Source organism: Neobacillus sp. CF12, assembly GCF_030348765.1.
Taxonomy (GTDB): Bacteria; Bacillota; Bacilli; order Bacillales; family Cytobacillaceae; genus Neobacillus.
Genome location: NZ_JAUCEU010000007.1, coordinates 5,717,056 through 5,730,710, shown reverse-complemented (window position 1 = coordinate 5,730,710; position 13,655 = coordinate 5,717,056). Strand labels below are relative to the sequence as shown.

The window sequence follows — 13,655 nt, the reverse complement described above, 5'->3', positions numbered from 1 at the left end:
AATCACCACTCTGCAACGGTTCCGTCTTCATTACGCCAAACTGGATTTTTCCAGTCATGACCTATCTTTGCGGCTTCTCGAACCTTCTCTTCGTTTACATCAACACCTAAACCAGGACCTTTTGGAAGGGAAACAAATCCATCCTGATATTCAAACGTTTGAGGGTTCAAGATATAGTCTAATATGTCATTTCCTTGGTTATAGTGAATACCTAAACTTTGTTCTTGGATAAAGGCATTTGGTGAACACGCGTCTACTTGTAGACATGAAGCAAGTGCAATCGGACCTAATGGGCAATGTGGTGCCAATGCTACATCATAGGCTTCAGCCATTGCTGCAATTTTTCTTGTTTCTAAAATTCCACCAGCATGTGATACGTCTGGTTGAATAATATCTACAACCCCTTGTTGTAAAAGTTCTTTAAAACCCCAGCGTGTATACATTCTTTCACCTGTTGCAATTGGTGCTGATGTATAACGTGCAATTTCCTTTAATGCTTCATTATTTTCAGGCAGGACTGGTTCCTCTATAAACATAGGTCGATATTGGTCAAGTTCTTTTGCAAGAATTTTTGCCATTGATTTATGAACACGTCCGTGAAAATCGATGCCAATTCCAAAATCACTTCCTCCAACTTCACGGACAGTCGCGATACGTTCTATGACTTTTTCAACCTTCGAAAATGAATCGATATAATGTAATTCTTCTGATGCATTCATCTTAACTGCTGTAAAGCCTGCAGCTATTTGCTGTAATGCTGCTTCTCGAACATCACTGGGACGGTCCCCGCCAATCCAGTTGTAGACTCGAATTTTATCTCGACTCGCTCCACCCATTAGATCGTAGACAGGCGCGTTATAAAATTTTCCTTTAATATCCCATAATGCTTGCTCGATCCCTGAAATTGCACTTGTCAGGATTGGGCCGCCTCTGTAAAAACCTGCACGGTACATCACCTGCCATAAGTCCTCTATTCTCATTGGGTCTTGTCCAATGATATAGCTGCTCAACTCTTCGACCGCTGCTTTTACAGTATCTGCACGACCTTCAACGACAGGTTCCCCCCAGCCAACAAGACCGTCATCCGTCATCACTTTAAGAAATAACCACCGTGGTGGTACCTTAAAAAGCTCTATACTTTTAATTTTCATAAATACTCTCTCCCTTTACCTTGATTATTAATTTGTTTAATAATTGAGTTGCAATTGGATGTTTTCCATATTGATCTAGTAACTTCCAAGTAACGATAAGTACCGAACCTTTTCCGTCACGATGGTGGACAATTGAACCTCCGTTTTGTCCTAACCAGCCTTGGAAATACCCTGCTAAAACATTAGATTCCTCTGCTAATCTAGGACTTCCAAACATGTTTATCGTTCGCTTCGTTCCCTCTTTTTTATAATCAGAAAAAGGGATCACATAATCAGGGAACAACTCAGACCCTTCCCAGCCAACTTCAGGGTGAAGAGGTACACCATTAAACCATTCTGTGTTGATATAGTTCATCGATGAAGCACGCGGCCAGCTTTCACCTGGTGGTAGTTGTCGGAAAGGATAATGACCATTTTCCTCCAAATGGTCCCCTGCTTCCGCTAAGAAAATCGCATGACCACCATTATGAATATGGGTAAGAATTTCTGTGTCCAGGTGATCCGTGACAACAATTACATCCTTTTCAAGTTCATCTGTTACTTCGATGCCATGTGTTACTAGTTGGTTTGCGAATTCCTGTGGCAAATGATGAGCATATATCGTTGAATCAGGCCTTTGAATAGCATGTTTATTTGTAAATGTGAATTCTTCCACATTAGAACCAATAACCTGTCCATTGGATATCAACACGAGTTTTAATTGTGCAAATTCGGATCTACTAACCTCCGGAACTGTAAAGCAAATGCCATCCTCAATTTTCCAATATGATTCGTTATTCAAATTAAAATTAATTTCACCATTTAAAGTCTTATAGGGTAGTTGGGTATCACTGACAATTTCCCACTTAATTGTTACGTCATTTAAATGTGCTAAGTCATTAACGACTACGATATCGACCTTTATCGATTCTCCTGACCATAGATTCTTATTTGAAATATCAGCTATAACACAAGTAGGCCCGTTAAAATCTATTAATCTATCAAATTCTTCTTTTGGGTCTCTCATAAAGTCCAACCAGCCATTTGTTTCCCATTCAATATCTGTGAACTCCGTGACAACATACCCAGCAATTTGAGGTCTTTTTCTCATTTCTTCAATTAAAGATTTAACACCTCTAAACATCCTTTTTTGCGAACTTACTGCTAAGTTCTCTAAATCTCCCAAAGCCTCTCGGATTCCAAATTTCAAATGATTAACCAATGCTGTTGTTGGCTTTTTATAATCATCTTGATGGGTGCCATCCCCTTGGTTCACAAACCACCAAGGCTCTTTCCCTTCATAGTAATTACGTAGTTTATCTATACTTGGTAATCCCCACATACCGAATTCTGAAATAAGAAGTGGTTCTCCCTTGGATTTATATCCTGTAACAAAATTTCTCTCACGCTGTGCAATTACATATTCATCGAGATCCTTTTCCCATTCTTTAATTTGTTCTGGTAAGGCAAAATAACGATGATGATCGTTTATATCTGTTTTAACGTGAGTCCAGCCACTATTGTCACAAAACAATCTTGTTTTATCCCAACGCTTTACTTCATCAAATAGTTCGGCGACATGATCTTGTTTTTCTATATCAAACTCAAGATCCCACTCTAATCCCCATTCTTCATTGTAGATGGACCAGATGATTATGGAGGGATGATTGTAATCCCTTATCATCATTTCATTTAATAGTTTCACAAAACGCTTTTGTGCTGTAGCTGTCCATTTCACATAATTTGGCGGCTCTGCCCAAATTAACATTCCAAGCCTATCCGCCCAATATAAATAAACCGGCAGCTCTGCTTTAATATGTTTCCGAAGCAGGTTAAATCCCATGTCTTTTGCTGCTTGCAATTCTTTTTTAATGTACTCAACAGATGGTACGGCGTAAATCGTGTCTGGGTAAAACGCTTGATCTAATGCACCTCGGATGTAAATAGGCTCATTGTTTAAATAAATTCGACCATTCTTTTGCTCTACTTTTCGATATCCGAACGTCGTTTGATACGAATCAACTTTCCCCTCAGAAACTAACGTAACTTCAATTTCATAAAGATAAGGTTTTTCGGGAGACCATTTTTTCATATCTTGTGCATTTATTATTGTTTTGAAATGAGTCATGTTGTTCGCTTCTTGAATTAATGGTGTAGTTGTTTCCACCATTTGTAATGTTCCTGAATAACTTTCAGTGTCTACCCATGGTTCATCAAGAAGAGAATGCCCTCGAATGACAAAGTTTATTGCTGTAATTTCACTTATTACACCTGAAATAAATGAACTGATTTCAAGGTTTTCCTGACCAATATTTGGAGTTACCAGAACGTTAGAAATATATATTTTTTCACGCACTTCTAATTTAACAGATTGCCAAATCCCACTTACACGAGTATACCAACTACCTTGTTTCCCAATTGGTATCTCTGCATTGGCTTCATAATCATATACTCGAATGGTTAATTGATTGTCGTCTTTTATAAGTGTAGAAGATATGTTAAATTCAAACGGTGTAAATCCACCTTCATGCTCTCCAATATATTGACCATTCCACCACACTCGACATGAATAATCGACGGCACCGAAACACAAAAAATAATCATGGTGTTGTGATGGATTCTCTATTTTCACTTGTCTCTCATACCATGCTGCTCCATTGTAAGAAACAAATTGGTCTCCTTCACGCTGCCAAATATGTGGAACTTCAACACTTAGTGCATTCGGAATACTCCCTGTATACCAAGATTCACTTTCACCTTTATTTGTTGGATCAATACCAAAATTCCAACTTCCATCTAAAAAATAAGTTATCCGCATGATGTTCCATCCCTTTTATAGATTTACTTAATTCCAGTCATGGTAATTCCTTTAATAATATGCTTTTGGAAGAATATGAACACGATAATAGCCGGCAAGCTTGCAAGCACGTTTGCAGCCATAGGAATCATTAATTCTGCTGTGTAAGCACTTTGGAAGGTCGGTATTCCAACTGGCAGAGTCATCATTTTCTCTTCATTTACTGCGAGGAATGGCCATAAGAAATTATTCCAGGACGTAATAAAGGTAAAGATTCCTAGTGCAGCCATTGATGAACGAGATAACGGTAAGAAAATGCTCCAAAAGATTCGGAATGTACCTGCTCCATCTATTTTTGCTGCTTCTACCAACTCATTTGGAATTCCATCATAGAATTGCTTCATGATAAAGACACCTAGTGGTGCTGCTAATCCCGGTAAAATAAGGGCGCTATAGCTGTTAACGAGACCAAAGTCCATCATAATTTGAAATAAAGGTATAATTTTTGCTTCAACTGGAACCATTAACCCACCAATGATTAGCCAAAAAATAAAGTTTTTTCCGATAAATTTTAATCGCGATAAAGCAAAAGCTGCGAGTGATGTTAATACAATGGTTACAACTGTTGTTACAATGGCTACATATAAACTATTCCACGTCCATCTCCATATAGACGCATTGTTCAGTACATAACTATAATTATCTATGGTAAATGGCGCTTTTATTAACTCACTAATGACAGTAACCGCCGTTCCTCCTGGTTTTAATGCTGTCATAAACATCCATAACACTGGGATTAACCATATGAATACAAATAGATAGCCGAAAAGATGTAATAACTTTCTACTCGTTGTTGTCTTCTTTTTGACAGATGCCACTGTTTTCCTCTCCTTCCCAAATACAAATATCAGTCTTTATTTTGAAAGAACTTAAATTGAATGAATGCAAATACGATTGTAATGGCGAAAAGAACATAAGACATGGAAGATGCGACCCCCATTTGTTGCTCGATAAAGCCTTTTTCATAAATGTATTGGACTAATGCTCTTGTTTCTGTACCAGGTCCACCATTCGTCATCAAATAAGGCTGACCAAATAATTTAAATGAATTGATTGTTTGTAATACAACCGTTAATAGCATTACACCCTTTAATGAAGGCAGAGTGATTGAAATGAACTGTTTCCAAGAATTAGCTCCGTCCATTTTCGCTGCCTCATAGTATTCATCTGGAATTTCCTGTAGACCTGCAAGAAATAAGACCATGTTAAACCCAACTGTCCACCAAATTGTGGCTAATAATATGGATACCCAAGCAAGATTTTCGTCGCCAAGCCAAAAGATTTCTTCAACGATCCCCATTTTATGGAGAAATGTATTTAACAAACCTGTATAAGGTTGTAAAATAAATACCCAAATACTTGCGATAACCGAAATCGACAGGACATATGGAAGGAAAAAGACAGAGCGGAGAAAGGTTGTTCCTTTTAAACCTGCATTAACCAACAACGCAATTCCTAAGCCGACAAAAATGAGTGCAGGAGTTGAAATTAATACAAAAAGGATGGTATTCCCTAATGCTTCCCAAAAGTAACTATCCTTGAACATTGTGACGTAGTTTTGTAATCCTACAAAGGTTGAATCCATTCCTAATGTCCAATCATGCAAACTTATGATAAAACCTTTAATGATTGGGTAAAGCATAAACAAACTATATACAATTAAAAAAGGGGCTAGGAATAAATAGGCTTTCAAGTTATCTCCCCTAAAAAATTGAAACTTCACGGGTGTTACCTCCCTTTATTTAATAGAGGTTCTCGACTTTTCTTTTAGAATCGAGAACCTCTATTATTTTTTAATTACTTAATAATGCGTTCACTTCTTTTTCTGCATTTTCAAGTGTATCTTTAGCAGTGGACTGACCATTCATAAATAGGTTCAAATGCTTTTTAAGGACATCATTGATCGCTGATAGTTTTGGAGAGTTCGGCATATAAGAAACGTAGTCACCAATTTCAGCATAGTCACTTCTATATTCTAATTCTTTAAACTCAGATGATTCTAAGATTTCTGGTTTACTAGGAACATGTCCAGCTTTTGCCCAAGATGCTGAATGTTCAGTTATCCAGTTTGCAAATGTTAAACTAGCTACCCTTTTCTCATCGGTTTGTTTTTCTTGTTTTGGTATAACAAATAAATGTGAATCACCCCATGTAGCTGGTTGATCAAATAGTTGGGGAATAGGTAATGCTACAAACTCAAGTCCTTTATTTTGTTCTAGTGCACCTGTCATCCATACACCATTCATATGAATGGCAGCTTTTTGAGCAGTGAAAAGTTCTCCGCCGTTTTTAATATTTTTTGGCCATAATTCGCCTTCAATCATCTCATTCAATAGATTTAGCGCTTCTAAAGATTTCTCATTATTAAAAGCAGCTTTAGTTCCACCTTCATTTAACATCTCTCCACCTAGTTGGCTGTAGAATGTCCACCACATACGCAGTGGTGAATCTCCATTAGATGTTGCTGATAATGGGAAAGTCCCAGCTGGTGAATTTTTCTTTACTTGTTTTAAAAATTCTACAAATCCTTCTGCACCCGGTTCGATGGATGGCTTCCCATCGGCATTTAATAATCCGGCATCATCAAGGATTTTTTTATTGGCAAACATGATAAGCGCATGGGTATCTAAAGGTATTGCATAATGTTCATTATCAATAATTGTAGCGTTTACAATATTTTCACTAAAAGTTGTCCAATCGATTTTGGCATCGTTTGAAGTCTTCTCAATACTCTCTATTAAATTAGCAGATTGTAGTTCAGCAAGTTTAGAGGCATGTGCTAACGCAACATCCGGTGCCTGCTGTGATGTAACAGATGTTCTAATTTTGGTGTAGTATTCCTCTGCTTTTAAGTTTAATAGTTCAACTTCAACATCATTGTTTTCTTCATTAAATTTAGTAACTAGCTCTTTCATAAAATCTCCGTCTCCGCCACTTAACGGAGCCCAAAAAGTCAGTTTCGTTACCCCATTTTCCTCACTTGAAGATGTTTCCTCATTTCCTCCACTAGAGCACGCGATAAGTCCCAACACTAAAACAAGTATCAACATGAATACGCTTACCTTTTTCATCTTAAATAGCCTCCTCTTTATTCCCTATAATTACATGAGTTATTATTACACGTTTATATGTTTTATTTCAAGTATTTATATAATAAAAAATTTTTTTATTTTTTTACTATTAATTATTATTAGGGAAATGTCTAATTTTGAAAGAGTTAATTCCTTATCACATCAACATTTAACTTAATATTGCCAATCACTTGTATATTATTTACAAACATATTATTATAAGATTAATTGTTACAACAAAACATATAACAAAACAATTAAGTATACTTTTAATCACATGAATTCTTGTAATAAAAGGGGAATATTATATGAGAACACTACACTTAACATTAGAAGAAGCCATTGAAATTTGTAAAGTTCTGGCCCATGAACACCGAATGAAGATCATTCGGATATTAAGTGAAGGACCTATGAATGTAAATGACTTATCTGAAAAGATCGGGATTCCTTTTTCTACAGCAGCAGTTAATGTAAAAAAGTTAGAGGATGCAGAACTAATTACCACAGAAATTGTTCCAGGACGAGGAACTCAAAAAGTAAATTCAAAAAGGTACGACCGTATTATTATTAATTTGACTGAAGTTGAAACCGTAGAAGAGAACATCATATCTATTAAAATGCCGATTGGCGAGTTTATAAACGTTGATATCGAGCCAACATGCGGCCTTTTAAGTCACACAGGCATCATTCATCCCCAGGATGATGTACGTTCATTTTATGAACCCGAGAGGAAGCAAGCCCAACTTCTTTGGTTTAAATCAGGATTTGTTGAGTATCATTTCCCTAATCGAATTCCATATGGTTCTAAAGTGGATGAATTAAACTTTTCAATGGAAATTTGTTCTGAGGCACCTTATCACAAATTGGATTGGCCATCCGACATTTCCTGTTGGGTTAATGGCGTTGAGATAGGGATGTGGACAAGTCCTGGTGATTTTGGAGGTGAAAGAGGATACTTAACACCGTCGTGGTGGGGAACTAAAAATACCCAATTTGGTCTATTAAAAAATTGGACTATCACTAGAAATGCCAGTTTTATTGATGGGGTTAAAATATCAGACATAGGTATAGAGCAACTAAAATTATTAGAAAATCCCTATATTTCTTTGAAGTTAGGCGTGAAGAAAGATGCAGATAATAAGGGTGGAATGAACTTATTCGGGTCAAAATTCGGAAATTATGAACAAGATATTGTAATGACCATTAAACACTTTAAAAGGAACAATTGATAGCTGAAAAGAAAAGAAGCAGCCAAATCATTCAAATTGTGATGATTTGGCTGCTTCTTTTATATTTTTTCTGTGAAAAGTTGAAACAAAAAAGGGTAGTCAATTTTGACTACCCACTTGCAGTATTATTGTATAAGTTTTAAGGTTGAATCCTGCATATACCAATTTTCTTCTGGGATTATATTCGATACAGTTAAAATAAATGATGGAATTCTTTCAACATCAAAAACGATTGCACCTATCTTTTTGGTAAACATGAGAAAGGCATCACCATGTGAATACGATGATAAATCATTTCCGATTTGAAGCAATGACATCAAGACAACTTGTTTTTCTTCGGCTTCAATGAAGACTTGCGGCGAGAATCGTAAAATCCATTCATCTCCCTCAATTGAAAATCGGTACATTCTTCCTCACCCTTTATCAACCTTTTTTATAAGAATATGAGGCTGATAAAATTTTATGTTTAGATAATTTATTAATTTAGAATATTTACATGATAATAGGATAAATTGGCTAAAAATGCGCTTACATTCCTTGACTGCCCAAAAATATTCATGTATATTTAAAGCGTCATGTATCATTAATTGAATAGTTTATTATTTTATTTTTATGTACATGATAATATTTATCTTTGGCACTTTATTTAGTGTCTTGAAAGGCTTAGGAGGAAATAGTAAATGCAAAACGGTAAAGTAAAATGGTTCAACAATGAAAAAGGTTTCGGTTTTATCGAAGTTGAAGGCGGAGACGATGTATTCGTACATTTCAGCGCTATTACTGGCGAAGGCTTCAAATCTTTAGAAGAAGGCCAAGAAGTTTCTTTTGAAATTGTTGAAGGAAACCGTGGACCACAAGCTGCTAACGTAGTAAAACTTTAATCCAATAACCAACCAAAGGCTGGCGAATACCGTCAGCCTTTTTCTATTTTTAATGGTGCCTTTTCAAAATAAAATTTCTGTCCGAGGATCAGACATCATGTCAGCTTTTTTCCATATTCCTGAAGCTTTTCCCCTACTGTGCATTGTGTAATACAAAAGCGATGCGCATACCTCCTGCCGCCCTCATGTTTAAACTGTTGATGCACAAAACAACCATTACAGTATTCACCTAACAGGGATTCAACATAATTAAACAGTTCTTTTCTACTAGAGCTTTTCACGAGTCTAAGGCACCCCGTTTCTTAAATGATTTGTGTCTTTGCGAAAATTTCCTTCCCCTCTAATGCCTGAGTAGCCAATTTATCCGCTTCTTTATTTTCATTTCTTGGAATTGGGGTGTACTTTGGTGTAAGGGAGAGCGATTTAATTTTTTCCTCAATCCTGTCAAGCCAAGCATTGAGAACATCTTCATAACAGGGCCATTCTCCTTTAAGCTGTTTTAAGACGACCTGCGAGTCCCCTTTAAATTCACAGGGAAGGTGATGAACGCCTAATTCCTCTAAAATCGTTAACGCATAATAAAAGGCAGCATATTCAGCTTCATTATTTGTTTCCAATTCATCAAACATTTCATTCGCCCTAATTCGATATTTCTTTTTCCCTTGTTTAAAAAATATAACAACTCCTAGGCCGGCAGTATTGGTTTCCTTTTGAAATCCGCCATCAAAATAAACAGTGATTTCATGAGGATCATCTTCAATTTCAGTCACTAGCTTTTTCAATTCCTTTAAAATCCACGATGTACCTATTTCATCATAAAAGTAAATGTCACTTGCTTTCCCTAGTTTTTCAAGTTCTTCACCTGTTTGTATTGCCAATTCCGTTGATATCCAATCAGAGGTAAACTGTATTTTTTCATTTTTTCCTGTTTTATAATTCCACTCAAGTTTATATTTCATGACTTTCAACCTTTCTAAAAAAATTTCTGAGTTGAAAAGTAAGAATTTATGATTGCACTTTCTTACAATATGTTAGTACATCTAGTCTTAGCATACCCACTTCAACAATGTAGCAATAGGAAAAATATATTTCCTGCGTTTTGTGTTAGATTATGATAAACTTTCAATTAATATGAGACTGGAGGGACTGCTTTGATTGAAGTTTATATTGACGGTGCCAGTGCAGGTAATCCAGGTCCAAGCGGTGCTGGAATTTTCATCAAAGGGAATGGGACAGCAGAAAAATTTTCAATTCCACTCGGAATCATGTCTAATCACGAAGCTGAGTATCATGCCTTTATTAAAGCATTAGAGATTTGCTTGGAAAAAGGCTACACACAAACTGTCGTCTCCTTTCGAACAGATTCTGAATTGGTCAATAAAGCTGTCGAGAAGGAATTTGTAAAAAATAAATTGTACGCACCACTCCTGGAAACAGCATTACAGTTATCCCATCAATTTGATTTATTCTTTATGAAATGGATTCCAAGCATTGAGAATAAAGCAGCCGATGAATTGGCACGGCTGGCTATCCGAAAAAACACATTAGAGGAAGAATAATCTTTGTGAATAAGAGCCTTCCATCAGTAACAAAAAATCCTCCCGTTAAGGAGGATTTTTTGTTTAAATGGCCACTAGTTCTCTTTCTTTAACGAACTTTAAGGCTGCATTTCTTGTTTGTATTTTGCTCGAAACAAGGGTTTCTAATAATGACACATAAAAGCTGCCATCAAATTTTTTCTGGGCTTTCAGTGTGATCTCTATTGCGGAATTAATCAATTCATCAGAAGCATTTGTGTATTGTTTTCCAAAATAAATAAACCCAATTGCATCTTCTTGAAATTGAAATCCTTTTCCTTCTAGGTAGTGCAAGTACTCATCAACTGTTCGCACAGGCTTCTCCATCCCTCTCCAAGCAATCTAAAACCATCTACTATCAGATTTTAACTTAAATTTCGACAATTTTCTACTCTTTTTTGAGCACACATGCCCAACTACTCCTACTATTGCCCCAAGTATTGCACCGCCAATTACTTCTTCGGGCTGATGTCCTAACATTTCCTTTAGCTTTTTAGGAGCTTCCTGTTTAAATTCTACACTCTCTTCTTTGTCCACTTTTTCAATTAAATCATGCATCGAATTAACTTTTAAAGTAAGTTCACCAGTTTGACGTCTAATTCCTTGTGCGTCATACATGACAATTAATCCATATACAAGTGAGAGAGCAAAATCAAATGTTGGCAGCCCTCTCTGTAAGGCAATATAGGTAGTAAGAGTTGAAACTCCAGCTGAGTGAGAACTTGGCATTCCACCTGTTTGAAAAAAGAGGTCTGGGCGCCACTCTTTCTTTTTATAATAATGAATTGGGATCTTTAAGCCCTGGGCTAAAGCTATACTAGATAGGGCTAAATAAACACCTTTGTTCATTTGTATCACCTCTTATCTTTATTGTTTAGAAAGTTGAGTTTTATTATTCTCACGTGGAAATACTAAAAAAATGGGAGGTGACGTAAATGAGCAAAAACGGTCATGCTAATCGCGGTGTAAAGGCACCTGGAGTCAATCCACAAGGATATGGACAAGACGCAGAGTTCGCTGAGGAACCAAAAAGCAAATTAGAAAATGCACAAAAGAAAAAAAATACGAAATAACAATATGGAAAGAGGCTGTCCTCTTTTTAGGACAGCCTCTAATTTCAAGAAATAAACGATGCTTCAGACGGCAGCAGTCGATGCAAGCCGCGTAGCTCTAATTCATTTAGTTTGTTCAAAGCTTTATCTTTTACAATTCTAAGTCCTGCTTCTTCTAAATTACAGCTGACAGGGACATCGCACTTAATTTCTGCAAGCATACGTGATAAATGGAGCATTTCTAAATCTTGCTCAATTTTTGTCTTGTGTGATTTTGATAGACGATCAAGATTAGATATGATTCCCTCTACATGTTCAAATTCCTTTAAAAGCTTCAGAGCGGTCTTCTCCCCTATTCCTTTAACTCCAGGATAATTGTCACTAGGATCTCCCATTAAAGCTTTCAAATCGATCATTTGGCGAGGTTTGATGCCTTTTTCTTCAAAGAAGGAATCAGGTGTATGAACAAGATAATTCCCATAACCTTTTTTCAATAAAATAACCGAAATGCTCTCGTCTAGGAGCTGAAGGATATCTTGGTCTCCCGTCAATATCGAAACATGTGCATGCTCTCTAGCTTGATGGGCGATGGTTCCAATACAGTCATCTGCTTCATAGCCCGCTAAACCAATGTTAGGGATATCAAAAGAGGCCACTACATCTTTAACTAAGTCAAATTGCGGAATTAATTCGACTGGAGCTTCGCCGCGATTCCCTTTATATGCGTCAAATAACTCTGACCTGAACGTTTTACTGCCCATATCCCAGCAAACTGCCACATGGGACGGATTAAAGTAAGAAACAGCCGTAAACAAATGTTTGATGAAACCATGAATTCCATTCGTTGGAACTCCTTTTGAATTTATCATAAACTGGCCTGTTACAGCCGTAGCATAAAAAGCACGAAATAACAGCGCCATTCCATCAACAAGCATTAGTGAAGGTTTTTGATTTTCCAATGTATTACCTCCTATCGAATAAAAACAACACGGCTCCTATTATAACATAAAAACTCACTCTATCTTGTTTTCTTGATAGGAAATCCAATCGCTAAAACTTCCCAAGTAAAGTTTTACCTTTTCAAACCCAGCTGCCTTTAATGCCAGAAAATTGGGTGCTGCCGTAACCCCGGAACCACAATAAACAATGACATCATTTTCAGGGTTAATGTCAGAAAAACGTTGATTTTGAACTTCAGCAGTCTTATAATAACCCGCATTTAACCCTTCAAACCAAGGCTTATTAATCGCTCCAGGAATTCGCCCAGCTTTTTTATCAATAGGTTCCTCTAATCCTAAATATCGTTTTTCTTCTCTGGAATCGACTAGGATTGTATTGGAAACTTGTCCACCTGAAACTGCTTTTACTTCCTCCATATTAGCGAGTAGGTCATGATTAATATTCGGCTTAAAGGTGGCCTTTTTCAAAACGGGAACCTCTGATGTTAGCGGATAGTTTCCTTCACTCCAGCCTCTTAAGCCACCATCCAAAACAAACACCTTTTCATGTCCAAGGTATTGTAGTAACCACCAAAACCTTGCTGCAAAAGCACCTTCTCCTTGATCATAGGCAATTACCATTGTGGTACTATCAATACCCGCTTTTTCAAGCTTATTAATAAACTCTTCGAAGTTTGGCAATGGGTGTCGGCCGCCATGTTCACCAACATCACCTGATAAATCCTTCTCAAGATCAAAATAGATGGCTCCAGGAATATGATTTTTATCATATTCCTGTCTGCCTTTTGTAGGATCTGCTAATGAAAAAGAGCAATCAACAACACGTACTCGATCATGTAAATTTTTTAACAGCCATTCTTTGTCAACGAATAAATTCATAAAGACCCCCGATTAGAATA

16 protein-coding genes are annotated in these 13,655 nt (G+C 36.7%); 4 read left to right on the top strand and 12 right to left on the bottom strand.

Translation table 11 applies throughout. The features are described from left to right. Positions 1-2 precede the first annotated feature (2 nt). The 5 genes from dgoD to QUG14_RS27560 form a co-directional block, all read right to left on the bottom strand. Positions 3-1,151 (bottom strand): galactonate dehydratase, encoded by a 1,149-nt coding sequence (dgoD, locus tag QUG14_RS27580; protein ID WP_289343654.1) that lies wholly within the window; start codon positions 1,149-1,151, stop codon positions 3-5. Then, positions 1,141-3,948, bottom strand: coding sequence for a glycoside hydrolase family 2 protein (locus QUG14_RS27575; protein ID WP_289343653.1), 2,808 nt, complete (start codon positions 3,946-3,948; stop codon positions 1,141-1,143). The genes dgoD and QUG14_RS27575 overlap by 11 nt, the downstream gene beginning before the upstream one ends. Positions 3,949-3,971: 23 nt before the next feature. Beyond that, entirely contained in the window at positions 3,972-4,805 is an 834-nt protein-coding gene (locus QUG14_RS27570; protein ID WP_289343652.1) for a carbohydrate ABC transporter permease, read from the bottom strand. 29 nt (positions 4,806-4,834) lie between these two features. Next, on the bottom strand, positions 4,835-5,710 hold the full coding sequence (locus QUG14_RS27565; RefSeq protein WP_289343651.1) for a carbohydrate ABC transporter permease: 876 nt from the start codon (positions 5,708-5,710) through the stop codon (positions 4,835-4,837). Between the two features lie 70 nt (positions 5,711-5,780). After that, positions 5,781-7,058 (bottom strand): ABC transporter substrate-binding protein, encoded by a 1,278-nt coding sequence (locus QUG14_RS27560; protein ID WP_289343650.1) that lies wholly within the window; start codon positions 7,056-7,058, stop codon positions 5,781-5,783. 308 nt (positions 7,059-7,366) lie between these two features. Here QUG14_RS27560 and QUG14_RS27555 point away from each other — a divergent pair, with 308 nt between their 5' ends. After that, complete coding sequence (locus tag QUG14_RS27555; RefSeq protein WP_289343649.1) at positions 7,367-8,287, top strand: ArsR/SmtB family transcription factor; 921 nt, start codon at positions 7,367-7,369, stop codon at positions 8,285-8,287. Positions 8,288-8,412: 125 nt separating this feature from the next. Here QUG14_RS27555 and QUG14_RS27550 read toward each other — a convergent pair whose 3' ends face one another. Continuing rightward, positions 8,413-8,694, bottom strand: a complete 282-nt coding sequence (locus QUG14_RS27550; protein ID WP_095251973.1) for a hypothetical protein — start codon at positions 8,692-8,694, stop codon at positions 8,413-8,415. 273 nt (positions 8,695-8,967) lie between these two features. Here QUG14_RS27550 and cspD point away from each other — a divergent pair, with 273 nt between their 5' ends. After that, entirely contained in the window at positions 8,968-9,168 is a 201-nt protein-coding gene (cspD, locus tag QUG14_RS27545) for a cold-shock protein CspD (protein WP_026563856.1), read from the top strand. Positions 9,169-9,263: 95 nt separating this feature from the next. Here cspD and QUG14_RS27540 read toward each other — a convergent pair whose 3' ends face one another. Both QUG14_RS27540 and QUG14_RS27535 read right to left on the bottom strand, forming a co-directional pair. Then, on the bottom strand, positions 9,264-9,449 hold the full coding sequence (locus tag QUG14_RS27540) for a zinc-finger domain-containing protein (protein ID WP_289343648.1): 186 nt from the start codon (positions 9,447-9,449) through the stop codon (positions 9,264-9,266). Positions 9,450-9,470: 21 nt separating this feature from the next. Continuing rightward, a complete protein-coding gene (locus QUG14_RS27535) occupies positions 9,471-10,127 on the bottom strand; it encodes a ribonuclease H family protein (protein WP_289343647.1) in 657 nt (218 codons plus the stop codon). Positions 10,128-10,319: 192 nt separating this feature from the next. Between QUG14_RS27535 and QUG14_RS27530 the strand changes: the two genes are divergently transcribed. Continuing rightward, on the top strand, positions 10,320-10,727 hold the full coding sequence (locus tag QUG14_RS27530; RefSeq protein ID WP_289343646.1) for a reverse transcriptase-like protein: 408 nt from the start codon (positions 10,320-10,322) through the stop codon (positions 10,725-10,727). Between the two features lie 63 nt (positions 10,728-10,790). Here the strand turns inward: QUG14_RS27530 and QUG14_RS27525 are convergent, their stop codons facing one another. Together QUG14_RS27525 and QUG14_RS27520 are read right to left on the bottom strand one after the other, a co-directional pair. Further along, a complete protein-coding gene (locus QUG14_RS27525; protein ID WP_289343645.1) occupies positions 10,791-11,060 on the bottom strand; it encodes a DUF6123 family protein in 270 nt (89 codons plus the stop codon). 27 nt (positions 11,061-11,087) lie between these two features. Then, a complete protein-coding gene (locus tag QUG14_RS27520) occupies positions 11,088-11,594 on the bottom strand; it encodes a divergent PAP2 family protein (protein WP_289343644.1) in 507 nt (168 codons plus the stop codon). A gap of 86 nt (positions 11,595-11,680) precedes the next feature. Between QUG14_RS27520 and sspL the strand changes: the two genes are divergently transcribed. After that, complete coding sequence (sspL, locus tag QUG14_RS27515) at positions 11,681-11,818, top strand: small, acid-soluble spore protein L (protein ID WP_179159265.1); 138 nt, start codon at positions 11,681-11,683, stop codon at positions 11,816-11,818. A 44-nt stretch (positions 11,819-11,862) separates the two neighbouring features. Here sspL and QUG14_RS27510 read toward each other — a convergent pair whose 3' ends face one another. Then, complete coding sequence (locus QUG14_RS27510) at positions 11,863-12,756, bottom strand: 5'-3' exonuclease (RefSeq protein ID WP_289343643.1); 894 nt, start codon at positions 12,754-12,756, stop codon at positions 11,863-11,865. A gap of 54 nt (positions 12,757-12,810) precedes the next feature. Then, complete coding sequence (locus tag QUG14_RS27505) at positions 12,811-13,635, bottom strand: sulfurtransferase (protein ID WP_289343642.1); 825 nt, start codon at positions 13,633-13,635, stop codon at positions 12,811-12,813. Positions 13,636-13,655 lie beyond the last annotated feature (20 nt).

What these genes read in the sequence shown, in the direction of transcription:
- cspD (WP_026563856.1), top strand. Translation starts at nt 8,968, where the DNA reads ATGCAAAACGGTAAAGTAAAATGGTTCAACAATGAAAAAGGTTTCGGT.
- sspL (WP_179159265.1), top strand. Translation starts at nt 11,681, where the DNA reads ATGAGCAAAAACGGTCATGCTAATCGCGGTGTAAAGGCACCTGGAGTC.
- QUG14_RS27575 (WP_289343653.1), bottom strand. Translation starts at nt 3,948, where the DNA reads ATGCGGATAACTTATTTTTTAGATGGAAGTTGGAATTTTGGTATTGAT.
- dgoD (WP_289343654.1), bottom strand. Translation starts at nt 1,151, where the DNA reads ATGAAAATTAAAAGTATAGAGCTTTTTAAGGTACCACCACGGTGGTTA.
- QUG14_RS27505 (WP_289343642.1), bottom strand. Translation starts at nt 13,635, where the DNA reads ATGAATTTATTCGTTGACAAAGAATGGCTGTTAAAAAATTTACATGAT.
- QUG14_RS27555 (WP_289343649.1), top strand. Translation starts at nt 7,367, where the DNA reads ATGAGAACACTACACTTAACATTAGAAGAAGCCATTGAAATTTGTAAA.
- QUG14_RS27550 (WP_095251973.1), bottom strand. Translation starts at nt 8,694, where the DNA reads ATGTACCGATTTTCAATTGAGGGAGATGAATGGATTTTACGATTCTCG.
- QUG14_RS27520 (WP_289343644.1), bottom strand. Translation starts at nt 11,594, where the DNA reads ATGAACAAAGGTGTTTATTTAGCCCTATCTAGTATAGCTTTAGCCCAG.
- QUG14_RS27535 (WP_289343647.1), bottom strand. Translation starts at nt 10,127, where the DNA reads ATGAAATATAAACTTGAGTGGAATTATAAAACAGGAAAAAATGAAAAA.
- QUG14_RS27560 (WP_289343650.1), bottom strand. Translation starts at nt 7,058, where the DNA reads ATGAAAAAGGTAAGCGTATTCATGTTGATACTTGTTTTAGTGTTGGGA.